Source organism: Mycolicibacterium sp. HS_4_1, from assembly GCF_054515875.1.
Genome location: NZ_CM137261.1, coordinates 5,983,390 through 6,005,945, shown reverse-complemented (window position 1 = coordinate 6,005,945; position 22,556 = coordinate 5,983,390). Strand labels below are relative to the sequence as shown.

20 protein-coding genes and 1 pseudogene are annotated in these 22,556 nt (G+C 64.6%); 8 read left to right on the top strand and 13 right to left on the bottom strand.

All coding sequences use genetic code 11. The features are described from left to right. Positions 1-175 precede the first annotated feature (175 nt). Both ACX12F_RS28865 and ACX12F_RS28860 read right to left on the bottom strand, forming a co-directional pair. Positions 176-628 (bottom strand): DUF5078 domain-containing protein, encoded by a 453-nt coding sequence (locus ACX12F_RS28865; protein WP_459367637.1) that lies wholly within the window; start codon positions 626-628, stop codon positions 176-178. After that, positions 625-996 (bottom strand): DUF732 domain-containing protein, encoded by a 372-nt coding sequence (locus ACX12F_RS28860; protein WP_459367636.1) that lies wholly within the window; start codon positions 994-996, stop codon positions 625-627. Before ACX12F_RS28860 ends, ACX12F_RS28865 begins: the two co-directional genes overlap by 4 nt. A 132-nt stretch (positions 997-1,128) precedes the next feature. Between ACX12F_RS28860 and ACX12F_RS28855 the strand changes: the two genes are divergently transcribed. Beyond that, the gene (locus tag ACX12F_RS28855) at positions 1,129-1,791 is read left to right on the top strand and encodes a TetR/AcrR family transcriptional regulator (RefSeq protein WP_459370549.1); all 663 of its coding nucleotides are present in this window, start codon (positions 1,129-1,131) and stop codon (positions 1,789-1,791) included. A 44-nt stretch (positions 1,792-1,835) separates the two neighbouring features. Then, positions 1,836-3,482 carry a ribosomal protection-like ABC-F family protein gene (gene abc-f / locus ACX12F_RS28850; RefSeq protein ID WP_459367635.1) on the top strand — a complete coding sequence of 549 codons (1,647 nt, stop codon included), beginning with the start codon at positions 1,836-1,838 and terminating at the stop codon, positions 3,480-3,482. Positions 3,483-3,728: 246 nt separating this feature from the next. Here abc-f and ACX12F_RS28845 read toward each other — a convergent pair whose 3' ends face one another. After that, positions 3,729-4,994, bottom strand: a complete 1,266-nt coding sequence (locus tag ACX12F_RS28845; protein ID WP_459367634.1) for a cytochrome P450 — start codon at positions 4,992-4,994, stop codon at positions 3,729-3,731. Positions 4,995-5,293: 299 nt separating this feature from the next. On the opposite strand from ACX12F_RS28845, the gene ACX12F_RS28840 reads away from it, so the two are divergent. After that, a complete protein-coding gene (locus tag ACX12F_RS28840) occupies positions 5,294-6,265 on the top strand; it encodes an IS481 family transposase (protein WP_459367633.1) in 972 nt (323 codons plus the stop codon). An 87-nt stretch (positions 6,266-6,352) separates the two neighbouring features. Here the strand turns inward: ACX12F_RS28840 and ACX12F_RS28835 are convergent, their stop codons facing one another. Then, a complete protein-coding gene (locus tag ACX12F_RS28835) occupies positions 6,353-7,150 on the bottom strand; it encodes a DUF1906 domain-containing protein (RefSeq protein WP_459367632.1) in 798 nt (265 codons plus the stop codon). 177 nt (positions 7,151-7,327) lie between these two features. Between ACX12F_RS28835 and ACX12F_RS28830 the strand changes: the two are divergent. Then, positions 7,328-7,462: pseudogene (locus ACX12F_RS28830) on the top strand (hypothetical protein); the annotation flags it as partial. Between the two features lie 139 nt (positions 7,463-7,601). On the opposite strand, the gene kdpA reads toward ACX12F_RS28830, so the two are convergent. Beyond that, positions 7,602-9,263: a potassium-transporting ATPase subunit KdpA gene (kdpA, locus tag ACX12F_RS28825; RefSeq protein WP_459367631.1), complete on the bottom strand. Its 1,662-nt coding sequence runs from the start codon at positions 9,261-9,263 to the stop codon at positions 7,602-7,604. Positions 9,264-9,384: 121 nt separating this feature from the next. Continuing rightward, positions 9,385-10,662, bottom strand: coding sequence for a DUF2254 domain-containing protein (locus ACX12F_RS28820; protein ID WP_459367630.1), 1,278 nt, complete (start codon positions 10,660-10,662; stop codon positions 9,385-9,387). 438 nt (positions 10,663-11,100) lie between these two features. Here ACX12F_RS28820 and ACX12F_RS28815 point away from each other — a divergent pair, with 438 nt between their 5' ends. Beyond that, a complete protein-coding gene (locus ACX12F_RS28815; protein WP_459367629.1) occupies positions 11,101-11,580 on the top strand; it encodes a DUF6611 family protein in 480 nt (159 codons plus the stop codon). Positions 11,581-12,000: 420 nt separating this feature from the next. On the opposite strand, the gene ACX12F_RS28810 is transcribed toward ACX12F_RS28815, so the two are convergent. Next, positions 12,001-13,161: a fatty acid desaturase family protein gene (locus tag ACX12F_RS28810; protein ID WP_459367628.1), complete on the bottom strand. Its 1,161-nt coding sequence runs from the start codon at positions 13,159-13,161 to the stop codon at positions 12,001-12,003. A gap of 40 nt (positions 13,162-13,201) precedes the next feature. After that, the gene (locus ACX12F_RS28805) at positions 13,202-14,293 is read right to left on the bottom strand and encodes a ferredoxin reductase (RefSeq protein ID WP_459367627.1); all 1,092 of its coding nucleotides are present in this window, start codon (positions 14,291-14,293) and stop codon (positions 13,202-13,204) included. 85 nt (positions 14,294-14,378) lie between these two features. On the opposite strand from ACX12F_RS28805, the gene ACX12F_RS28800 reads away from it, so the two are divergent. Beyond that, positions 14,379-15,614: a PucR family transcriptional regulator gene (locus tag ACX12F_RS28800; protein WP_459367626.1), complete on the top strand. Its 1,236-nt coding sequence runs from the start codon at positions 14,379-14,381 to the stop codon at positions 15,612-15,614. On the opposite strand, the gene ACX12F_RS28795 is transcribed toward ACX12F_RS28800, so the two are convergent. The 4 genes from ACX12F_RS28795 to ACX12F_RS28780 are packed head-to-tail and all read right to left on the bottom strand — an operon-like array spanning position 15,615 to position 19,102. Next, on the bottom strand, positions 15,615-16,097 hold the full coding sequence (locus ACX12F_RS28795; protein WP_459367625.1) for a M15 family metallopeptidase: 483 nt from the start codon (positions 16,095-16,097) through the stop codon (positions 15,615-15,617). A 10-nt stretch (positions 16,098-16,107) separates the two neighbouring features. Further along, complete coding sequence (gene speD / locus ACX12F_RS28790) at positions 16,108-17,343, bottom strand: adenosylmethionine decarboxylase (protein WP_459367624.1); 1,236 nt, start codon at positions 17,341-17,343, stop codon at positions 16,108-16,110. Beyond that, positions 17,324-18,415 (bottom strand): type III PLP-dependent enzyme, encoded by a 1,092-nt coding sequence (locus ACX12F_RS28785; RefSeq protein ID WP_459367623.1) that lies wholly within the window; start codon positions 18,413-18,415, stop codon positions 17,324-17,326. Before ACX12F_RS28785 ends, speD begins: the two co-directional genes overlap by 20 nt. Positions 18,416-18,472: 57 nt before the next feature. Continuing rightward, complete coding sequence (locus tag ACX12F_RS28780) at positions 18,473-19,102, bottom strand: DUF1345 domain-containing protein (protein ID WP_459367622.1); 630 nt, start codon at positions 19,100-19,102, stop codon at positions 18,473-18,475. Between the two features lie 195 nt (positions 19,103-19,297). Here ACX12F_RS28780 and ACX12F_RS28775 point away from each other — a divergent pair, with 195 nt between their 5' ends. Beyond that, positions 19,298-20,422, top strand: coding sequence for an acyl-CoA dehydrogenase family protein (locus ACX12F_RS28775; protein ID WP_459370548.1), 1,125 nt, complete (start codon positions 19,298-19,300; stop codon positions 20,420-20,422). After that, positions 20,419-21,543, top strand: a complete 1,125-nt coding sequence (locus tag ACX12F_RS28770) for a CaiB/BaiF CoA transferase family protein (RefSeq protein WP_459367621.1) — start codon at positions 20,419-20,421, stop codon at positions 21,541-21,543. Before ACX12F_RS28775 ends, ACX12F_RS28770 begins: the two co-directional genes overlap by 4 nt. On the opposite strand, the gene ACX12F_RS28765 is transcribed toward ACX12F_RS28770, so the two are convergent. Next, on the bottom strand, positions 21,540-22,550 hold the full coding sequence (locus tag ACX12F_RS28765; protein ID WP_459367620.1) for an AraC family transcriptional regulator: 1,011 nt from the start codon (positions 22,548-22,550) through the stop codon (positions 21,540-21,542). The genes ACX12F_RS28770 and ACX12F_RS28765 overlap by 4 nt on opposite strands. Positions 22,551-22,556 lie beyond the last annotated feature (6 nt).

Sequence of the window (22,556 nt, the reverse complement as noted above, 5' to 3'; positions counted from 1 at the left end):
TGGGCCCCGCACATCTAGCTAGGTAACCTAACGGAAAAAGTGGATAGAGTCCATCCATTTAAGTGTCGTCTTCGTTACAACCCGAGGAATGCCCACTGCATTCCTGCCGAGTCGGTGCAAATGTGAACGGCGCCGAAAAATCCCTGTTCAGCAGAGAACTTCAGGCGCGCATCACTCAGCTGTTGGAGGCGAAGTCCCAGACCTGCATATTGCCGGCGGGGTAGTTCACGCACACGTCGGTGGCCTTGGCGACCACGCCCTTGTTGTTGAAGAACACCTTGGCCCAGTTGCCCCAGTGGGTTGCCACCTGCTCGTAGTAGACGTTGGTGGCGGTGTCTTCGGAGTACTGCCGGCGGGCGGCCGGGTCCAGGGCGAAGAACCAGTGGATGCGGTCCTGCGCCATCTGCTGGATGTCGGCGGGACGGTTGTTCCGGTCGATCATGTAGCGCTGGTAGTACACCGGACTGGTATCACGTACGGCCTGCAGGTACTGCTCGGCATTGCAGGTGGTGGTGATGATCCGGTGCGGGATCGGGTAGTCGTCTGTCGCATCGGCGGCGGCAGTACTTGCCGGCGCCAGGGCTGCCGCCGCAAGGCCGAAAGCCACGGCCAGCGTTCGAAGCGTCATGCGCGGACTGCTGTTTGCGACTGATGAGCGGCGTCTTCGAGCACTGAGCGCTTGTCGGGGCAATAGAAATCTATTGCGGCGCCGAGGAACTGCCAGTTCTGCTGGGTGGCGTTCTGTCGCGCCAAGTTGGTCGCGACGAACTTGGCCGACTGATACGCGTCGTGGTCGACGTTGTTGTTCAACCGCTGGCAGGTGATCTTGCCCAGCCAGGCGTTGTAGTCCTTCGGGCCATAGATCCCGTAGGCGTGCAACTGATTCGCGAAGTCGGTATCGGGATCGGCTTGCGCGGGGCCCGAATTGAACACTGCTGCAACGATTCCGATACCGGCGGCGGCCAATGCGAGTCCGGCCCGGTGATGTCGCGTCATGCAGCGCGCCCTTCTGTCACGGATCGCCGCAATCGTCGGCCGATCGCAGTCGTCCGCTATGAAGCTATTGGGGTAAGTGGATTGAGTCAATCCACTTACCCCAATAGTGTCTCGGATTACACTGCGTGGGTGATGACCCGCCCGACCACAGATCGACCGTTGCGCAAGGACGCCGTGCGCAATCGTCAGCGAGTGATCGACGCGGCCCGCGATCTGTTCGCGACACGAGGCCTGAGCGCGACGCTCAATGAGGTGGCGCACCACGGTGGGATCGGCGTAGGCACCGTGTATCGCAGGTTCCCGACCAAAGACGAGTTGTTCGAGGCCATCTTCGAGGACGCGATCGACGAGATCGCCGCGGTGGCCGACACGGCATTGGAGTTCGACGATTCCTGGCGGGGATTCGCCTGGTTCGTGGAGCAGATGTGCCAGCAGACGGCCACCGATCGAGGCCTCCGAGAGATCCTGTACGGCCAGGACGGTTGCGGTTGCGGCAATCGGGTGGACGCGGCACGTACCCGCCTGGTCCCGAAGATCGCGAAACTTGTTGAGCGCGCCCAAAAAGACGGTTATTTGCGACCTGGCATCTCCGACAGCGACATGCCGATCCTGGGCCTCTTGGCGGGCACCGTGAGCGAATTCGCCGGGCACGTCGACGCCGACCTGTGGCGACGGTACGTGGCGATCTTCCTCGACGGGCTGCGCAATCGCGATGGGCAGGACGCCCTGCCGGTCGAGGCCCTCGATGAGGACCAGGCCGCGATCGCCATGACCACGTCGCCGCCGGCGTCCTGAGTCCACGTCGTGGCGGCGTGCCGCGGCAATGCGACGATTGAGCCATGACCGCGACGCTCGTCACAACCAATCTGGCCGGCGGATTTGCCCACCGCACGCTCTTTGAACGGCTCGACGTGACGGTCGCACCCGGCGATGTGATCGGCGTGGTCGGGTCCAACGGTGCCGGCAAGAGCACGCTGCTGCGAATTCTGGCGGGAGAACTCGCACCGCTCGAGGGGTCGGTCAGCCTCGCGCCGGCCGACGCATTCGTCGGGTGGTTGCCACAGGAGCACGAGCGGGTGCCGGGGGAGACCGTCGCCGCGTACGTCGCGCGCCGCACGGGATGCGCCGCCGCGACGCAGGCGATGGACGCCGCGGCAGAGGCCCTGGCAGACCCGAACGCAGACGCCGACTGCTACGCCGCGGCACTCGATCATTGGCTGGCAACCGGCGCGGCGGATCTCGACGAACGGTTGCCGGCAGTGCTTGCCGACCTGGGGCTCGATTCCGATGCGGTGCGGCCGGAATCGACTTTGATGACGGCGTTGTCGGGTGGCCAGGCAGCGCGAGTGGGGCTGGCGGCGCTGATGCTGTCCCGTTTCGACATCGTCCTGCTCGATGAGCCGACCAACGATCTGGACCTGGACGGGCTGGCCCGGCTGGAAGAGATCGTCGGTAACCTCCGCGGTGGTGTCGTGCTGGTCAGCCACGATCGAGAGTTCCTGGCTCGCACGGTAACCCGCGTGCTCGAACTCGATCTGGCGCAGAACAGGACGACCGTCTACGGCGGCGGGTACGAGAGTTATCTCGACGAACGTGATGTTGAGCGTCGGCACCGTCGTGAGCAGTACGACGAGTTCGCCGAGAAGAAGGCCGATCTGGTGGCGCGCGCCCGCACACAGCGCGAGTGGTCGAGTCAGGGTGTGCGCAACGCGATGCGCAAGGCCCCCGACAACGACAAGAACCGGCGTAGCGCACAAACCGAGTCAAGCGAGAAACAAGCGCAGAAGGTCCGGCAGATGGAGAGCCGGATCGCCCGCCTGGAGGAAGTCGAGGAGCCCCGGAAGGAATGGACGCTCCAGTTCACCATCGGGTCCGCGCCGCGATCGAGTTCGGTCGTCGCGACGCTGGATAACGCCGTTGTGAGGCAAGGGAATTTCGTTGTCGGACCGGTGTCGCTGCAGGTTGACGCCGGCGAGCGCATCGGTATCACCGGACCCAACGGGGCAGGAAAGTCGACCCTGCTGCGGCTGCTGCTTGGCCGGCAGCAGCCCGATGAGGGGCGGGCGAGTCTGGGCGCCAATGTCGCGATCGGTGAAATCGACCAGGCGCGTGCAGATTTCACCGGTAGCAGCCGACTCGTCGATCGCTTCGAGCAATACGTGCCGTCATGGACCACCGCGGATGTGCGCACCCTGCTCGCGAAGTTCGGGTTACGCGCCGACCATGTGGAACGCACGGTCGACGAGCTGTCGCCCGGGGAGCGCACCCGCGCGGGCCTCGCGTTGCTGCAGGCACGTGGGACGAACGTGCTGGTTCTCGATGAGCCGACCAACCATCTCGACCTGCCGGCCATCGAGCAGCTTGAGCAGGCGCTCGAGACCTACGACGGAGCGCTGTTACTGGTGTCGCATGACCGCAGGATGTTGCAGAACGTCCGGTTGGACCGCTCGTGGCTGGTCGAGGGCGGGCGCGTCGCAGAATTGTAGGCGCGGCACATCAGATGCTGGATTCGGTTGTCCCGCATCGGTTCAATCTGTTTTTCAACGGTAAACGACGGCCACGTGGGCATGCCGTCAGGTTGCATAAGCCGGCAGCGACCGCCGCGCCGACGTATTCGTCTGTCACGAAGTGGGAGTGGACGTCAACCAGTTCAGGGCCGTTTGAGTTAGCGCTATTTCTCCTTGGTCGACGCCTGGCATCGGACTACGGACTCACCCGTAGACGCTATTGCGTCACAATTCATTTCGGCTGGGAATTAGCGCGACGGGTAGCCGTTCAAGCCGGCGGATGACATTGTTGACCGCCCACTTCGGCTCTCCGCGCGTTTCGAAGCGTTCGACCCGTTCCAGTAGTGCGGTGAGCAGGGCAGCGGTCTCCAGCCGGGCGAGGCCCTGGCCCGCGCAGGCGTGTGCGCCGTTGCCGAAGCCGATGTGACGTCCGGCATCGCGGCGGATGTCGAAAACTTCCGGGCTCTGCCATTCTCGTTCGTCACGGTTGGCTGAGGCGTACATGACGAGCAAGCGTGTGCCGGCGGGCAGGGGCGTCCCTGCGACCTCGGTGTCGCGGGCCACTTCGCGGGTGAAGGCCCGTAACGGTGATTCGAAACGAATCACCTCATTGATCGCATTCGGCAGCAATGTTGGGTCCGCCCGCAGAAGATCCCATTGATCGGGGTGAGTGGCGAACAGGTGGATCGCGTTGGAGATGGCACTGATCGTCGTATCCAAGGACGGAGCGATGTAGTCGATCATCAGCGGCGGTACGTCCTCGAGTGACAACGCGCCTTCGTCGACCGCGGTCAGCAGTTCGTCAGCCATGCTGCCCGGAATCACGTTTCGATCGCGGACGACAGCGTGAGTGAACCGCAGCATGTGCGTGCTGCGCCGCACCGCGCGCATCGCATGTCGGTTCAGGGGACCGAGGATATCGAAAGTAGCTGCGGCCCAGGGAATAAGGTGCTCACGCTGATCTCGTGGCCAGCCCACCAAATCTGGGACCACGGCCAGCGGCAGTGCTGTCGCGAGGTCTGCGACAGCGTCGACTCGTCCCTTGGCCAGTGCGACGTCGACGATGCGGCGCGCAGTGTCTTCAACGGTGGTGCTGAGGTCGCGCAGTGCCCGGGGCATCAGTCGGTGGGCGACGAGCTTTCGCCGCCGCTCGTGGTCGGCGCCGTCGCTGTTGAGCGTTGTGCCTCGGGAGAGCCGATTGGCGAGTGCGTTGGCTGCGACGCCGTGGCCGGACAGGTATAGGTCGTCGGCACGCAGGGTGGCTTTGCATTCGGCGTAGCGCGGGAGTGCGACCAGCCGGTGCCGGGGGAGCCGCACGACCGGTCCGAGGTCTCGCATGCGGCGGTAGTGCGGATACGGATCAAGGATGGCCGACGTGCGGTAGACGTCGGAACGGTACGACGGAATGTTCGCGAATCGTTGCACCTGCGGACCGTCCTTGTGGTCGAAGTCGATGCCCGCCCGACGGTGCGGGGCAGGCGGAACCGACATGATGTGACGAAATCGTCACATGCGAGCATATCCTCAGTCAAGGAAGGTGCTGGAAACCGGAACGTCGGCAGTGAACACAGAAATTGGCGCCGCGCTCCCGAAGTGAGAAGCGGCTTCATCGAAGCCCACCGCAATTACTGGCGGCCGGTTGCTCGATATCTTCATGAAGGGTCTTTCGGCATCGCACGCAGGCAGCTAGATGTCGTGACCCAAGAGGTTGTTGACGGCGTGCCTGCTTGAAATGGGGAGGACCTCCTGACGGAGTGGATGTGTCTGGCATTCACCCGTAGGAGGTCCTCGTGTCTCACGCTAACGCCCGTACCAATCTGTTCGCTCGTCGCCTGATCGTTGAGCGTGTCGCCGCTGGTTGGCCACCGGCGCATGTGGCCGAGCAACTCGGTATTTCACGGTCGACGGTGTACAAGTGGCTGCGCCGATATGCCGAAGGCGGTGAGGCGGCGTTGGCCGACCGCTCATCACGCCCGAATCACATGCCCCGGCGCACCAGCGCCCAGGTCGAGAAGAAGGTGCTGGCCGCCCGGGCCCGCCGCAAGCGTGGTGCGGTGGTGCTCGCCGCCGAACTGAATCTGAATCCGTCGACGATCGGACGGATTCTCGCGCGCCATCAGGTGCCGCATCTGTCGGCGATCGATCCGATCACCGGCACGTCGGTGCGCACCTCGCGGCGCCAACCGAACCGCTATGAACACCGCACCCCTGGGGCCATGGTCCATGTCGATGTCAAAAAGCTCGGCCGAATCCCCCGTGGTGGGGGTTGGCGGTTGCACGGACGCGACGCCAAAGTGTCAATTGCCAACCGGCACAAGAAAACCAAGATCGGCTACGACTACATCCACACCGCTATCGATGACCGCACCCGGCTGGCCTACAGCGAAGTGCACACCGATGAAAAAGACCTGACCTGCGCAGCGTTTTTGCACCGAGCCTTGCTCTGGTTCGCCGGCCACGGCGTGCGCACGAGGCGACTGCTGACCGACAACGCCTTGGTCTACCGCCGCGGCACCAACTGGGGCTGGGTGTGCTCCGCGTGGCAGCTCAAACGCCGCTTCATTAAACCCGGCTGCCCCTGGACCAACGGCAAAGCCGAACGCTTCAACCGGACCCTGCTCACCGAATGGGCCTACGCCCGCCCATGGACCTCCAACAGCCAACGCACACACGGCCTTGACCGATTCCTCGACCACTACAACACTCAACGAGGCCACTCCGCCCTCAGCGGAAAACCACCCATCAGCCGGCTCGCCGCCTGACAACAACGTGTCAGGTCACGACAGCTAGATGCGCGCGATGGCACGCCGAGAATGAGTCCCGCTGACCACCACAGAAGTACCCGCAATTTATGGATGCAGGTTCCACTGCCCGACGTCCGACGCCAGGGCGTCGCTGACGTCGACTTCGAGCCCGCCGACCACGGGCCCTGGGTTCGACGCGGTGCTGACGATCCGCTGGTACATCACGGCGGCGGGATCGATCTTGCCGCCGGACCAGGATCGGGTCTGCCAGGCCCACACTTTGCCGGGCGTGGTCGAGCGGCCGATGACGCCGTCGGCGGCGGCCCACTGGCAGGTGTTGATGCCGCCGTAGACGCCGGTGCGCTGCGCGCCCAACACCGAGTTGATGCCCCGAAACCACGGCAGCGCAACGTTGTTCCACGTTTCGCGGTTGATGTCGTCGTCGACGGAGAAGAAGATCGGCGCGCTCTGTCCGCCACCCGCTGCGCTGTGCAACTGCCAGGCGGTCTTGGCGTCAGCGACGCCGCCCGCGTATCCGCGCGTGAAGTCCGACGGCACGGTCCCACCGGGCTTGCCGTATTGGTAGTTGCTGACGATCGCGAGTCCCGCCGCGGCCAGTGACTTGGCGTAGGGCAGGGTGATGGGCTTGGCGCCCATGGTCGAGCCGGGGCGTGACATCGAGACGTAGTTGACGACGCCCGCGTGGCCCGCGGCCCGGATGTCTTGTGCCGGAATCTGCTTCATGGCGAAGTCGATCAGCGTGGGAGCGGCGGCAGACGCCGTCGGCATGCCAAGACCCGCGGCGCTCAGCCCGGCCAGTGCTGACGCCGCGCCGGCATAGCGCAGCGCATCACGCCGCGACAGCGGGCGCCGAAGGCCGGTGGTCTCCGGGAAGTCCTGCATTGCGAGATGTTAACAATGCGACAGATGTGAAAGCTGTGGCCGTTGTCAGCTGAATTCAGATCGTGACCGGACCGTATCCATCCTCGGCGTGAAGGCCCGTTCGATTCAGAGTGACGCTAACGATGTCCACGGCCTTCCTCCTCGCGAAGACTGGACTGCGGATCAACAAAAAAGTGGATGTATCAGGGCCGCAGTGTCCGCGCATCGCAGGTGGAGCTGACGGTGGAGCCGCCCACCACCTCCCGCGATGTGCTGGCTCAGGTGACGAAGGGTCATGCGCCTGACGGACTGATCGAGTCGTTCGAGGCCGTCGATGGCTGGGTGCTTGCGGTGCAATGGCATCCGGAGACACCGGGTGTACCACGGAGGCGGTTCAGTGGGCGCCCTTTCTGGAATCGGCACAGGCGATCGATGCGACTGCAACGCCCGACCGCCGCGCACCGACAGCCAGCTAAGAAATTCGTTCGGCGATGGGGCCCAACGCGAGTGCCGGTAGGTACTCCAGCCCGACCACGATCAGGGCGGCACCGATCATCAGCCCGACGAACGACGGTTCGTGAGTGCGCAGAGTGCCGTCGGTGACCACCCCGGAACGCTGACCGGCGAAGCTGGCAGCCAGGGAGATCACCAAAATCATCGGCACGTACCGGCCGATGATCATCGCCACGGCCAGTCCGATGTTGAATCCTGTTGTGTTACCGCTGAATCCGCCGAACGCGCTGCCGTTACCCGCGACGCAACTGGTGAACGCGTACAGCACTTCGGATAGCCCGTGCGGGCCGGAGTTGGTCGCGGCCCTGGCACCGGCCGGCAGCGCCATGGCGATCGCGACGCCGGTCAATACCGCCACCGGCGGGGTGAGCACCGCCAGGCTGACCAACTTCATCTCCCGGGCGCTGACCCGCTTGCCCAGATATTCCGGTGTTCGGCCGATCATCAGACCACCGAGGAACACGGCGAGCAGCGCGATGACAACCAGACCGTACAGTCCGCTGCCGGTACCGCCAGGGCTGATCTCGCCCAGCATCATATTGGCCATCAGTACCCCACCGCCGACACTGGTGAAACTGTCGTACGACGAGTTCGCCGCGCCGTCTGCGGTAGCGGTGGCAACTTGGCCGAACTGCGCGCTTCCGGGTATCCCGAACCGAATCTCCTTGCCTTCCAATGCCGCACCGGTCGCGCTCGTGACGGTGCCGTGCGGCATCGTTTCCGACATCCCGACGGCGGCCGTGCCCAAGCCGAACAGGACGACGACCACGGCCAGCAACGCCCAGCCTTGACGCCGGTCGCCGATCATGACGCCATAGGTGCGGACCAGCGATACCGGGATGACGGCCATGGTCACGATCTCGATGACGTTGGTCAGCGGTGTCGGGTTCTCGAACGGGTGCGCACTGTTGGCGTTGAAGGCACCACCGCCGTCGCCGGACATCAGTTTGATGGACTCCCACGACGCGATCGGCGCTGTCGGCAAGGTCTGTGATCCGCCGGCCAGGGTGCCGATCGACTGCGCGGCGCCGAAAGTCTCCAGCACGCCGAGCGCGGTGAGCACGACCGCGATGAGAACCGCCATAGGGATGAGGATTCGGATGATGCCGCGGACCAAGTCCACCCAGAAGTTGCCGAGTTCGGTGGTCTGCCGACGCACGATGCCGCGAATCAGCGCGATGGCCACAGCCATGCCGACAGCTGAGCTGGCGAACGCCTGCACACCCAGGCCAACGGTGAGGCCGAAGTGACCGAGAGTCGACTCGCCCGCGTAGTTCTGCCAACTGGTGTTGGTGACGAAGCTGACTGCAGTGTTCAGCGCGAGCAGCGGGGTCATTCCCTGTGCACCCCAGGGCGCGGACAGCTGGGTCTGCAGCATCAGTAGACCGAACAGGACGGTCACGCTGACCGCCGAAAACGCGAGCACCGAAGCCGCATACCAGACCCAATGCTGCTCGCGATCCGGCTGCGCGCCAGCTATTCGATAGATCAATCGCTCAGCGCACCAGTGCTTTTCGCTGGAGTAGACGGATGCCATGTAGTTGCCCAACGGCACGTGCAGCACTGCCAGGATCGCAACGATGGTGGCGAGCTGCAGCCACGCCGTCATGCCCCAATGCATCGTTACTGCCCCTCCTGCGTCAGCCTGCGGCGTGCCATCCGCCGCGAGGGCCGACGTTAGACCCGAATTTGAGCAATGCGACCTGGCCTTGACGCGATCTGAACACCCGCTGTGGCGTTTGTTACGGCGACGGTGTGATGACCAGTGCGATGACCGCGTGATAGGCGCGCGTCACGTCGGCCCGATCATCGGCATCGACCACTGACCTTGCACTGGCCCGCTGAATCCGCTCGGCCTCACGTATCAAGATCGTGCGCCGGCCTCGGTCCGGGGTCTGCTCGGCGACCTTCACCAGCGAGTCCAATTGCCGGATCATCACGGCTGGCATGCCGTCGGCAGCCTGGCGGATCTTTTCGTAGGCCCGCTCCACCAGCCGTTCGAAATCAGCTTGATAGGCGATCACCCGGATATGTCCGGAGGCATCGCGGCGGATCCGTTGTGGACGCCACGAGGTCGCAATCCGGCATAGGCAGTCGCCGATCCAGTCAACGCACGTCAGCGCGGTGAACGTGTCATTGACCGCCGGTGACAACGCCCTCAGTGCGATCTCGACCAACTGGTCGAATCCAAACGAGACATCCTGGGTCAAGGTGCGGTACGGGCCGGTGACGTGGCCGCGCAACAGATTTTGCTCAACGAAATGCGCCGCCTCGGCCGGCCACACGCGGGCCACCACCTGACCTGCAACTATGAAATGACCTGGGCGATAAGGTAATTGGATCACCGCATCGGCCGAAGTCGCCACCTTCAGCAAGGTCTCATGCCGAATCACCTGCAGATACCCGCTGTGGGTGGTGTGGATGTCGGCACCTGAGGTGAGCAACTGCGCGATGAGTTCGTCACAGGACGGCCCGCGCGCCGCGCCGATCCCAAACAGTCGGCCGTTTTCCTGTGCCGAAATCTCGTCGGCAAGCGTGCCGGCGATCTTGGCGATCACGATAGACAACTGGATCATCGAGGCGATGTGGTTCAGGAAGTAAACCAGCACGCCGACGTCGAGCAGGGTCAGCACCAGCGCGACGGTGACGGACAGGTGGGGCACGAAGTCGCCACGCGATCCACCGCCGATCGATACCAACGTAATCACGGCATAGCAGAACGTAGCGACAAAGGCTCCCAGTGTCACCTGAGTGCCCAAGTCCCGCACGAAGTTTCGGAGCATCCGTGGACCGAATTGGGTAGAGGCCAAGGTCAGCACCACGATGGTGATCGAGAAGACGATGCCCACCACGGTGATCACGGCGGCAGCGACGGTGGTCAATACCAGGCGCGCTGCATCGGCGGTACCGCTGAGCACCCAGGAGGGCAGCGTCAACCGACCGGCATAGGCGGCGCGGTCGATTCCGTAGGTGCCGATGAACAACGCCAGAACGGTGGCGGTCAGGGCAACCGGCGCCACCCATAAGTTGGTGCGCAGCGCCTCCTTTCGCCAATCTGATGCCAGGTATGCATGACCCGGCATCAGGGCTGTCGCCTGAGCACCATGGCTGCGATCCAACACCGTTGGCCCGCTCGGAGGGAGGCTTGTCGGCGTCAACGAATCGTAAAGATTCCGCGGCGTCTACCACGAGGCCGCCTTGAGACGTCAATACCGTGTCCTGACGGCCAGTTGCTGGACTGGTCCGAACGTTGACGCGACATGATTTGTGACAGTGGCGACCGCCAGGATGTGTACGGATTCCGTAAGCAACGCGTCCGCGACTCCGGCGAGCGAGTAAACCGGATACTCATGGAGAACCCGTACTGCGGGGACGGTGGTGATCGCTGGCCCCAGCCGCTGCCTGGTTGGGCGCCCGCCGCCAGGGGTTGGTGGACACGCCTGGTGGACGGTGATTTTATGTGGGGTTCGTTGAGCGTCTCACCCAGCCGCTACGGCGTCACACGCTATTTGTTGGTGCTGTACCCACCTGGCATCGACAGTGTCGAGCGCCGATGGTTGCGCGCGTGGCGGGCATGGCCGACGTGGGGTGCCGTCCTGTGGCTGTTTTGCCTGATTCTGCTGGGCGCCGAGGCATCCTGGGTGCAGTTCGCCATCACGACCATGGTGTGGCTGGGAGTTGGGGCCGCGCTCTTCGTCCGAGTCGCACGGTCGCACGCTCAGATCCGGACATGCTGCGTCACGCGGTTCGCGGGCCGACCAGACGAACAGCTCGAAGCGGAGTACGCCGAGCTGAAAGTACTGGTGGGCATGCTTCTGTCCGCAGACCGCTGGCGTGATCAGGGCCGATTGTCGGTAAGCGCTCACGAAGCCATCTGGTGGCAGGTCTACGACCGGCTGGGCGCAACCCGATTCGCCATCGAACACCATTGTCCCTGAACAGTTTTGACTACATCTGACAGACGGCAGTTTCAGTTCATATCGAGAGGATTTGCAACGGTCATGGTTGTACACAACCAGCGGGTGGCGACGACTTCGCGCGTGACTGCGTGGGTTACTTTGTCTTGCAAGGGATGTCGGCGGCTATGGGCCCGACGAAACCTGACGGCCCAAGAACGGGCGAACGTGTTCGTTTCCTACTCGCCACCCGCACTGATCACCGCTTCGCTGGGCGGGCACATCGGTTGAGGTGCGGCAGCCGGCCCGCGACGTGCCCGTCATGACTACTCCGCCAGAATGGAGCGATGGACGCCCAAGCGCAGGCTGAGAAAGCTCGCCAGTTCGCGAACTTGCATCAGCCCAGACACTCATTCATGACGTGAATAGCTCTTGGTGACAACAGGATTCGCCAGTGAACTGCTACGCGGCTGTCGTCGACAATTCCGACGTGGCCTTCGGTGCCCGGGTCAGCCCGAGGCGCGGCAAGCGCATCGTCGCGAATCGGTTGGGCAGGGAGAGCCGGAACACCTTTTTCCACGCTGACGCAACCTGTTTCGGCAGCGAGCCACTGACATACGTCAGTTCGTAGCGCTTGAACAGTGCCTCGACCTGCGGTGCTATCTCCTGATAGCGATTGCTGGGCAGGTCGGGAAACAGATGGTGCTCGATCTGGAAGGACAGGTTGCCGGTCATGAAATGCATCCAGCGTCCACCGGAGACGTTGGCCGAGCCGAGCATCTGCCGCAGGTACCACTGACCGCGGGTCTCGCCGTCGATCGACGTCTTCTCGTACGTCTGGACACCTTCAGGGAAGTGGCCGCACATGATGACCGAGTGGGTCCACAGATTGCGGATGAGGTTGGCGGTCAGATTCGCGGTGAGCGTGGTGAGTGCCGAGGGACCGGACAGAAGTGGGTGCAGGACATAGTCTTTCAGTGCCTGGCGCCCAGTCTTGGCGAGCACTTCCTTGCCCTGACGGCGGAACTCCTCCTTGTCCGTCTTGCCTTTGAGGTAGCGGCCGATCTGCAGGTCGTAGGCAGCGATGCCGTATTGGAAGAAGCAGGCGTTGACGAAGTTGGTCAGGGGCTGCATCAGGTAGAAGGGCGTCCACCGCTGGTCTTCGTCGACGCGCATGATGCCGTAGCCGAGGTCCTGGTCCTTGCCGAGCACGTTGGTGTACGTGTGGTGCAGCTCGTTGTGGGAGTGCTTCCACATCTCGGCGGGCGACGCGTGGTCCCATTCCCAGGTCGTCGAGTGGATCTTCGGGTCGCGCATCCAGTCCCACTGGCCGTGCATCACGTTGTGGCCGATTTCCATGTTGTCGATGATTTTCGACACAGCGAGTCCGGCGGTGCCGGCGATCCATGCCGGTGGGAACAGCGAGAACAGCAGCACGGCGCGGCTGGTCAGTTCGAGCTTGCGCTGGCCGGCGATGACTTTGCGGATGTAGGCGGCGTCTTGTTCGCCGCGGTTGGCGATGACGTTGGCGCGGATCGCGTCGAGTTCGATACCGATGTTCTCGATGTCGGCCTCGGTGAGGTGCGCGACGGGGTTGTTGAGTTTGCGTTGCAGGGCAGTCATGGCGTAACTCCTTGTGCGAAGAGCGGATTGGTCAGATGACTCATATGTCTAGGGCACAGGCGCCCGCGGCTGCGCTGATGCAGGTTTGGATCACGACGCCGTCGCCTTCGACGGCGGTGGTGAGGTCGCCCGTGCGCACGTCGCGCACGGCCCCTCGGCGGAGCGGGACGACGCAGCCGAAGCACACGCCCATCCGGCAGCCCGAGGGCATCAGGACGCCGGCGGCCTCTCCGGTGTCGAGTAGCGTCTGATCGCCGGCAGCCTCGGTGGTCGTGCCGCTCTTGGTGAACGTCACGGTGCCGCCGTCGCCGGTGGTGAGGACCTCGGCGCGGAAGCGCTCGCTGTGCAACCGGTCGGCCACGCCGTGCTCGGTCCAGTGCTGTTCCAGCGCATCGAGTAGTCCGGCAGGTCCGCACGCCCAGGTCTGGCGGCCGGCGAGGTCGCCGACCAGTTCCCGCAGCCGCGTCATGTCGAGCCGACCGTCAGTGGCGGTGTGGACCTCGATGAGCCGGATCCGGCCGCGCGCGGCCAGTTGGCGCAGCTCGCCGGCGAAGATCATGTCGTCAGCAGTGGGCGCGCAGTGCACGACCACGGCATCGGCGTCCGCCCTGTCGGCGAGGTTGCGCAAGATGCCCATGATCGGGGTGATGCCGCTGCCGGCGGCGACGAATAGCAGCTTGTCGGGTACCGAGGCGGGAAGGACGAAGTCGCCGGCGGCCTGGTCGAGGTGCACAAGCGTGCCGACGGTTGCACGATGCACCAGGTACTTGCTGACGACCCCATCTGCGATGGCTTTCACGGTGATCGCGATGTGCCCGTCGGGGCGATCGGTATGTGAGGTCAGCGAGTAGGTGCGCCATTGGCGTACCCCGTCGACGTCGATGCCGATGCGGACGTACTGGCCGGGGATGTGTGATTGCCAGCCGTTGCCGGGCTTGATCGTCACGGTGACGCAGTCGCGTGTCTCGGGAAGTACCGCGGTGATCCGGCCCCGCAGTGGGGCTCCGGAACGCAGTGGTGCGACGAGGTCGAGGTAGTCGCCGGGCAGCAGTGGGGTGGTGATCCGCTCGGCCAGCTCGAGCACACGCCGGCGCAGTCCCGCAGCGGTCGGGCGAACTGATGTCGTGGTCATGCTCCTAGCTTCCCTGAGTGATACGTACAAAGTCCTATGCTGAGGGGGTGAGGTATCCGCATTGTTTTGTTCGTAAAGAACAGTTTTGACAGATCCTGCTGCCCGGTTCAGTGGTCTGGACCTCGACGAGGAGATAGTCCGGGCCCTGGAACGGGTGTTGCCACAAATGGCTGAGCGGACCGTCGCGGCAGTCACGGCCGAGGTGCCGAGCTACACCGACGCGTTCAGCGGTCCCATGGGACAGACCATCGAGAACGCCGTGCAGGTGGCGCTGGGCGCCTTCCTGCGTTTGACCACCCGGTCCCACGGCACCGAGGCGGGGCCCAGACTGTCTCCGGCGCTTGACGGTGCCTACGACCTGGGTCGGGGAGAGGCCCGCACCGGCCGTTCGATCGACGCACTGCTTTCGGCCTACCGGGTCGGAGCGCGGGTGGCGTGGCGAGAGCTCTCGGACACCGCGGTCGCGGCGGGACTCTCGGCGGCGACCACGGCGAGGTTCGCCGAAATGGTGTTCGCGTTCATCGACGAACTGTCGGCGGCCAGCGTGTCAGGCCACGCCGATGAGCTCGCTGCCGCAGGCCGGGTCCGGCAACGCCACCTCGATCGGCTCGCCGCGGAATTGCTGGCGGGCGCCCCATTGAACCAGTTGCTCGCCAGTGCGGAGCAGGCCGACTGGAAGCCGCCGAAGACTCTGAGCGCCGTGTTGCTGCCCGAGGCTGATACCCGCAAGCTGTCGGTCTTGTTCGCCCAGGAAACCCTCCACGCCAGTCTTGACGGGTCTGAGGCGGACGCCGGTGAATCGCTGGCAGTGGTGCTCGTGCCCGATGCCGACGGCCAGCAGCGTCAGCGGGTGCTCGATGCGATGGCCGGGAACGCGGCAGTCGTCGGACCCTCGCGGCAATGGTGGACGGTGAAATCCTCCTACCTGCGCGCGTTGCGCACACGTGCCTTGGTGGCCGATGGCCCCGGCGTCGTCGATACCGAAGAGCACCTCGTCGACCTGGTGCTCAGTGCCGACCATGACGCCGTGGACGATCTACGTCGTCGCGTGTTGGCGCCGCTTGCCGGCCTGCGTTCCAGCACGGCCGAACGGCTCGCGGAAACGCTGCGGGCCTGGGTCCTGCACCTCGGTCGCCGGGACGCCGTCGCCGAGTCGCTGTTCGTCCACCCGCAGACCGTGCGTTACCGGATGACCCAGCTGCGCGACTTCTACGGTGACCGCCTGGATGATCCAGAGGCGGTATTGGAAATCACTGTCGCACTTGGCCTTACCCGCTCGTCGGCGCCAGTGGCCACCACGACGCCGGCACCTGCCGGCTGATCAGCTGGCAGCGTTGGGAAGCAACGGAGGGCAGTCCCCGTGGGCGTCGGTGGCCAACTCGAAGTGCCAGAGTTCGTTGGCGTAGATCTGACACAGACCGAACCGTGCACCGTTGGCGATCAGCCACGTGTCGGCGCTCTTGCCGCCGATATCGACGGCCTGGCCGCTGACGTGCTTGGACTGCTGTGGCGTCTGAACGTATTGCCGCGCAGCGTTGTAACTGCCGTAGGTTTGGATCGCGTCATCAAGTAGTTGCTGCTGGAACTCCGGAGAGCGCCAGCCGGAGGTGATCGTCATGGGGATCCCCTCAGCGGCTGCCGCGGTGGCCGCGTGCTGGATGGCTGCCAACAAGGCGGGATCAAGCCGGCCGACTGTGGGGTCAGATAGGTCGAAGGGGCTCGCCGCATCGGCGGACGCGGTTGCCACCGGTCCGAGCAGTGTGAGCGCACCTGCCATGGCGATGGCTGTACCGACGAGTCGCATGGCGCCGACTCTAGTCGGCGTACTCCGATGCGCCGGCTCCCAGGCCGATCCGATTCGGCCGCAATGACATCGGCGGAGTCGTCGCTGCTGCGAGCGCTGCCGCATCGATCGTCTGACATGGGTACGGCAGTGTCTCCAGCCGCGCCGTCATCATAGCCAGCGGATCCTCGAGCACCTCGGCGGTCCCTGACAGGAACGCCCACTCGTGTTCATCGCTGCCGAAATAGACCACGGTGCTGAAGGTTTCGCCGAAGCGCTCCCACGACCGGATCAGCGTCTCGTTGCGCCAGAGTGTGGGGCAGCCCGCCTGGCCGACGACGACGGCGCCGATGTCACCACACAGCTTCATGAAGTCCGCGCCGTAGAGACGGTTGTGCTGGGCGGGTTCGGTTCGCTCGTCGGGCAGGTCGATGACGACGACGTCGTAGCGGGGGCCGGTGTGGTTGGCGACGAACTCGTATCCGTCGGTGTAGTGCACCCTGATGGCGCCGAGTCCGGCTTCGGCCTTTGCCAATTCATGGGGCGTGTAGCCGTAGGGCAGATGTTCGGCGCAGAGCCGGACGGCCGCGCGGTCGATGTCGACGTGGTCGACGTGGGTGGCCCCGGCGGCTACGGCCAGCTGGCTGGCCACGCCCTCGCCGGAGCCGATGATCAGCACCCGATCGATCGTCTCGGTCAGCAGCATCGCGGGCACCATCAGCGCCTCGTGATAGACGAGCTGACTGAATTCGGTGCTCTGGCGGTCCGAGTCGCTGAACAGCGAGATGCCCTGCTCCGTGCGGCCGATCACCAGATGCTGAAACTCGGTATGGACGTCGCACAGCACGTCGGTCAGCTGCCAGGTGCGGGTGATGCCGGGTGCCATCGGCTCGACGATCTGTTTGCCTGCTCCGCGAAACACGGTGTGGACGTGGGCATCTGCCGCACCCACGGCCTGTCGCAACAGCCGGACGGCCTCCTCGGCATCGGCAGACTCACCGCAGGTGAAGACGTCGACGAACATCGCGCCGCGCTCGGGGTAGCTGTGGATCGACGCGTGCGACTCGGCCAGCAACGCCAGCACCGTCACGCCGTACGGCTCGAAGCGCTTGTCCACCATGTCGCACACGGTGGCTCCGGCGCGCTCGACGGCGTTACGCAGCAGGTGGCGCAACCGCACGCGGTCATTGGCCAGCTCGGGATCGACACCCGTGAATTCGGCCAGTACGTGACAGCCCGCGAAGCTGCTACCCGGTTGTGACTGCATCAGTGACCTCCACGAACTCCGTTGTCAAGCATGCAAATCCATTGAACGACGATGAGTAGCTCGTCGTATAGGCACCGGCCGAATCAATCTCGACCAGATCGCCCTCGCGCAGCGTCACCGGCAGCGGATACCGCCGGTACAGCACGTCGTCGCCGTCGCACGTCGGACCGGCGACGACAGCGTCATCAACGGGGTCGCCGTCGCGAACCGTGCGCAGCCGGTATCGGATGTATTCGTTCTCGGTTTCCGCCAGCCCGCCGTAGCGGCCGATGTCCAGGTACACCCAGCGACGGCCGTCGGTGCCGGTCCGCACCGAAACGACTTCGCAGGAGAGCGTCCCGGCCGAGCCGACGACCGCGCGGCCCGGTTCGATGACGATGTGGGGGAGCGTCGGGAAGTGCTGCCCGAGTGCGTCGGCGATGGCGTCGCCGACGACCCCGACGCCGGGTACGCGCGCATCGTACGAGACCGGGATGCCGCCGCCCAGGTTGAGTGTCGTCAGGCCGGGCACGGCCTCGAAAATGTGACGTGCGCATCGGATGCCGATCTCCCACGCTTTCGGGTCGAGCTGCTGCGAGCCGACGTGGAACGCTACGCCGTCCGCGTGCAACTCGAGCTGCCGGGCCTGCGTCAACAACTCGATCGCATCCTCGGGCGCGCACCCGAACTTGTGCCCGAACGGTGTCACCGACGACGGGAACGTCGGTGCGATGCGGCACTCGACGCTCGACCCCGGCGCATTCTCGGCGATGGCCCGCAGCCCGGCCGCGGTGTCGAAGGTGAACCGGCAGACACCCCGCGCAAACGCATACGCGATCTCGGCGGGCTTCCTGAGCGGGTTCCCGAACGTCATCAGGGCGCCGTCGATGCCTGCCGCCGCACACAGGTCGATTTCGCCCACGGACGCGACGTCAAAACTGCAATCAAGGCCGGCCAGCAGCCGCAGAATGGGTTCGGCCGGGTTGGCCTTCACGGCGTACCGAATCTCGGCCGTGGGCAGCGCGGCTCGGAGGCCGAGCACGTTGTTGCGTACTGTCTCGAGATCGATGGTCAGATACGGCCGACTGGGCACAGGCGGCAGACTACTCAACTGATTCGGCCGCCGCTGGCCAAAGCAGCAGCATGACAATCACCCGACCAGGTTGATGACGAGATTGATCGTGCACGCGATGATGACGGTGCCGTAGATGTAACTGAACAGGCAATGCCGGAGAACTTCTGCCCGGATCTGCGAGGTCGTCACGTTGGTATCGGACACCTGGTAGGTCATCCCGAGGTTGAACGAGAAGTAGTAGAAGTCGCTGTACTGCGGATCGAAACCGGGGTTGTTGAAGTCGATCCCACCGGGGTCGCCGTCGTAGTACAGCCGGGCGTAGCGCGCCGTGTACATGGTGTGGAGCGAGGCCCAGGCAGCGAGTATCGCCGCCAGCGACAGACCCGCGTACGAAGCCTTGTCGGCATCGTTGGCGGACCACAGCAGTATTCCGATGGCGGTCAGGCTCGCGGTCAGGATGAGGAGCAGCACGATGTCGCCGACTTCATCGTCGACATCGGCCTCGCCCGCGTGTGCCCTCGTCCGTTCGGGATTCATGCGCCACAGCACTGCAAGCGCCCAGATCACGTAGCCGGCCGCGGTGGTGATCACGACCGCGAGGAGTCCCACCGGCCAGCGATCTGTCAGCACGCCGATCGCGGCGCCGACAATGAGCCCGGCGATCAAGCTGATCCAGAATCTGTTGGCGCCCGAGAGTGTGGTCACTCGTACATTCTCGACCGCCGTGGTGATCTCGGAGGTCTTCTGGCATCCCTATGGCGGATTCGTTGCGGCCGCGAGCAGTTCGGTCACTGAGGTGGTCGGTTGAGTCATGGGCACCGCCGGTCGGTCGCCGTAGCGTTCCGTGCAACCGACTGTGAACGAAGGAGTTCTGCTGTGGCGTTGCATCGCTCATCCTGGATGGACAAGGACCTTGACGCGCTTGCCGATCTGGCGCGCCGGTTCTTCGAGAAGGAGTGCGCTCCGAACGAGGAGCGTTGGGGTCAGCAGCAGCAGGTCGATCGCGATGTCTGGCTCAAGGCGGGCGAACTTGGCCTGCTGTGTTTGAGTATCCCCGAGGAGTACGGCGGCGGTGGCGGTACGTTCGCACACGAGGCCGTTGTCGCGATCGAGCAGATTCGTTCGATGGCACCGAGTTTCGGCGGGGTGCTGCACAGCGCGATCATCGCGCACTACCTCAGCTCCTACGGCACTGAGGAGCAAAAGACGGCGTGGCTGCCGAAGATGGCCTCGGGTGAGGTGGTCAGCGCAATCGCGATGACCGAGCCGGGCACCGGCTCGGATCTGCAGTCGATCAAGACCAAGGCGGTCAAGGATGGCGACGACTATGTGATCAGCGGTGCGAAGACATTCATCTCGAACGGCCAGACCGCGGATCTTGTCGTGGTGGCCGCGAAGACGAACCCGGAAGGCCGTGGAGCGGACAGTGTTTCGCTGATCTTGGTCGAGGCCGACCGTGACGGTTTCCGCCGCGGACGCAATCTGGAGAAGATCGGCCAGCACGGCCAGGACACCTGTGAGCTGTTCTTCGACGACGTCCGGGTCCCGCAGGCCAACCTGCTGGGCGGTGTCGAAGGCCTCGGCTTCATTCAGTTGATGCAACAGCTCCCGCAGGAGCGATTGGTGCTGGCGGTGATCGCGGCGGCATCGATCGAGAAGACCGTCGACGTGACGCTCACCTACACCAAGGAACGCGAGGCATTCGGGCGCCCGATCTTCAAGTTCCAGAACACGCAGTTCGTGCTCGCCGAAAGCGACACCGTCAAATCTGTCGCCTGGAGCTTCCTGGACGAGTGCCTGGTCAAGCACCTCGCCGGCGAATTGGATGTGCCGACGGCCGCGAAGGCCAAATGGTGGCTGACCGAACAACAGTGCCGGGTCGCCGACGAATGCCTGCAGCTGTTCGGTGGCTACGGCTACATGCAGGAGTATCCGATCTCGAAGTTGTACGCCGACGCGCGCATCCAGAAGGTGTACGGCGGCACCAACGAGATCATGAAGACGATCATTGCGAAGTCGCTGTGACGGGGCCACTTTCGGGCATCAAGGTCGTCGAGATCGCCAGCCTGGCGCCGGCGCCGTTCGGCTGCATGGTGCTGGCGGACCTCGGCGCCGACGTGTTACGCGTCGAGCGAGCCGGCGCCCCGGGTGACGGACTCACGCCACCGGATGGTCCGCTCGACCGCGGCAAGCGCAACGTCAAGCTGAATCTGAAGGACGGCGACGATCTGCGAACACTGTTCGCACTGGTCGAGAAGGCCGACGTCTTCGTCGAGGGGTTCCGTCCGGGTGTCGCCGAACGACTGGGTATCGGGCCCGCAGATCTCGAAAAGCACAATCCGCGCCTGATTTACGGCCGGATGACCGGCTGGGGTCAGCAGGGTCCGCTATCCAGCACCGCGGGCCATGACATCAACTACATCGCCCTGACCGGCACCCTCGATCTGATCGGCCGCCCCGGTGAGCGCCCGGTGCCGCCCGGCAACATCATCGGCGACTTCGCCGGTGGTGGGATGCTGCTGGCCATGGGCATCCTGGCCGCGCTGTACGAACGCGAACGGTCTGGCACGGGCCAGGTCATCGACGCCGCCATGGTCGACGGTGCGGCCCTGTACACAGCATTCGCGCACGGAATGCATGCTGCCGGGCTGTGGAATCAGCCCCGCGGTGAGAACGCACTCGACGGTGGCGCGCCGTTCTACGACACCTACGAATGCGCCGACGGCCGGTACGTCGCCGTCGGCTGCGTCGAATTCCCTTTCTACATGCAGCTTTTGGCGGCACTCGGCATCGACGATCCCGAACTGCCGTTTCAGCTGGATCCGACGGGCTGGCCGCAGCTCAAAGAGGTCATCGGAGCCAGGTTCAAAGAGCGCACCCGCGACGAGTGGGCTGCCCTGTTTGCCGACTCTGATGCGTGCGTGACCCCGGTGCTCAGCCCCTGGGAGGCGCACGAGCATGTGCACAACCAGACTCGCGACGCCTTCATCGAGGTCAACGGGGTCCGCCAGCCGGCCCCGGCGCCGAGGTTCAGCCGTACCCCGGCCGCACACCCGGAACCTCCGACAGCGGATCAATCGACGGTACGAAAGCTGTTGTCCGACTGGATGGTTCCCGACAGCCATATCGAGCGACTGCTCGGTTAGCTCTGGTAGGACCCGGGCGGGCTGCCGGTCCACCGGCGGAACGCCCGGGAGAAGGCGCTCGGTTCGGAGAATCCGAGCCGACGGGACAGCGCGGCGACGGTCTCGTCGCCGCGCACCAGGCTCGCGATCGCCGCATCGCGCAGGATCTGCTCCTTGATTTCACGTGGCGACGTGTCCTCCTCACGGAGCTTGCGCCGCAGCGTTTGCGGACTCATCGCCAGTTCTGCGGCGACCTCCTCAGCGCTCAGCCAGTCGCCGGACAAGCCCCGTTCCAGCAGGCGCCGTACCTGGTTGGTGGTCGACGTCGTGTGGCTGCGGTAGGCCAGCACACTGGCCGGTGCGCCGCGCAGAAAACTATCCAGCGATGCGTCGTCGCGGACGATCGGCGCGGACAGACTGGCGCTGTCGAACACGAGCGCCGTCTGTGCTGCCGAAAACACCACGGGCGCACCGAAGATCAAGTCGTAGTCGTCGACCTCCGAACGTGCGGCATACGGGACTTCGACCTGTCGCAGGGGTATGCGTCTGCCAACGGCCCATCCCATGAACCGGTGGGTCATGGCCAACAGGGTGTCGATCAGCAGGTCGACCGGCCGCTGGATCGCCGTGATGTCGATCGACAGCCTGGCAGCGTCACCGTCGACTGTGATCGTGACGGGCGGAATTCCCGGTATCGCGCGATTGACGTCTTCGAACCGTCGCAGGGCCGCACCCAGATCCGGCGCACTGACCAAGGCAAAACACAGCAGCCGAAAGGTGCCGCGTGGCACCGGACCCAGCCCGAGCCCGAGCAGCTCGTCGTCGGTTTCGCGCCACAGCCAGCGAAAGAGCACGCTTGCCTGCTCGGTGGTGACGCGGGAGCGGCCTTCGGCAAGCAGCATCGGTGAGATACCCGCTGAACCCAACATGCCCTCGATATCCCAGCCCCAGTGCATCGCGAGACCCACAAACGCCTGCACCCGCTGAATCGGGATGGTGTAGGCGGTGGTCGGGTCGGCGGGAGGCACGTGCCG

What these genes read in the sequence shown, in the direction of transcription:
- ACX12F_RS28865 (WP_459367637.1), bottom strand. Translation starts at nt 628, where the DNA reads ATGACGCTTCGAACGCTGGCCGTGGCTTTCGGCCTTGCGGCGGCAGCC.
- ACX12F_RS28860 (WP_459367636.1), bottom strand. Translation starts at nt 996, where the DNA reads ATGACGCGACATCACCGGGCCGGACTCGCATTGGCCGCCGCCGGTATC.
- ACX12F_RS28855 (WP_459370549.1), top strand. Translation starts at nt 1,129, where the DNA reads ATGACCCGCCCGACCACAGATCGACCGTTGCGCAAGGACGCCGTGCGC.
- abc-f (WP_459367635.1), top strand. Translation starts at nt 1,836, where the DNA reads ATGACCGCGACGCTCGTCACAACCAATCTGGCCGGCGGATTTGCCCAC.
- ACX12F_RS28845 (WP_459367634.1), bottom strand. Translation starts at nt 4,994, where the DNA reads ATGTCGGTTCCGCCTGCCCCGCACCGTCGGGCGGGCATCGACTTCGAC.
- ACX12F_RS28835 (WP_459367632.1), bottom strand. Translation starts at nt 7,150, where the DNA reads ATGCAGGACTTCCCGGAGACCACCGGCCTTCGGCGCCCGCTGTCGCGG.
- kdpA (WP_459367631.1), bottom strand. Translation starts at nt 9,263, where the DNA reads ATGCATTGGGGCATGACGGCGTGGCTGCAGCTCGCCACCATCGTTGCG.
- ACX12F_RS28815 (WP_459367629.1), top strand. Translation starts at nt 11,101, where the DNA reads ATGTGGGGTTCGTTGAGCGTCTCACCCAGCCGCTACGGCGTCACACGC.
- ACX12F_RS28810 (WP_459367628.1), bottom strand. Translation starts at nt 13,161, where the DNA reads ATGACTGCCCTGCAACGCAAACTCAACAACCCCGTCGCGCACCTCACC.
- ACX12F_RS28805 (WP_459367627.1), bottom strand. Translation starts at nt 14,293, where the DNA reads ATGACCACGACATCAGTTCGCCCGACCGCTGCGGGACTGCGCCGGCGT.
- ACX12F_RS28795 (WP_459367625.1), bottom strand. Translation starts at nt 16,097, where the DNA reads ATGCGACTCGTCGGTACAGCCATCGCCATGGCAGGTGCGCTCACACTG.
- speD (WP_459367624.1), bottom strand. Translation starts at nt 17,343, where the DNA reads ATGCAGTCACAACCGGGTAGCAGCTTCGCGGGCTGTCACGTACTGGCC.
- ACX12F_RS28775 (WP_459370548.1), top strand. Translation starts at nt 19,298, where the DNA reads ATGGACAAGGACCTTGACGCGCTTGCCGATCTGGCGCGCCGGTTCTTC.